The organism is Dyella sp. 01L423 (assembly GCF_056399945.1).
In genome coordinates, this window is record NZ_JBFTSI010000058.1 from 1 (window position 1) to 397 (window position 397).

Consider the following 397-nt stretch of genomic DNA (forward strand, 5'->3'; position numbering starts at 1 on the left):
TCGTCGAATGGATCGCCGTCCAGGCTGCCGAAGACCGGCGTCAGGCCGCGCAGCATCCGCACCAGCGCCAGTTGCGTGCCGATAAAGTCGGTCACCAGCCCGAAGCGCACCTTTTCGGCGTAGGCCAGCCCGCGCTCGGCCTCCGCCTGCACCTCGGCCAGCGGCTCGCCCGCGAACAGCATGTCCGAGTTGCGGGCGTTGCCCGCGAAGGCGCCGTACGGCAGGTCGCCGATCCGGTTCGCCGCCGCAAACGCGCGGCGCAGCATCGGCTCGCACTCGCGCACCGGCCGCAGCCAGCGCATGACGAAGATCGAGAAACAGAGGAAGGTCTTGGCCTCGAAGCGCGTGAGGCCGCGCCGGTCCACCAGTTCGCAGCCCAGCTGGCCGAAGCGGAAGC

The 397-nt window shown here is 70.3% G+C and carries 1 protein-coding gene; it reads right to left on the reverse strand.

Annotated elements, in window-relative coordinates; translation table 11 throughout:
- The coding region (locus AC1DMY_RS21045) for a hypothetical protein (protein WP_477166784.1) at window positions 1–397 on the reverse strand (397 nt) is incomplete at both ends.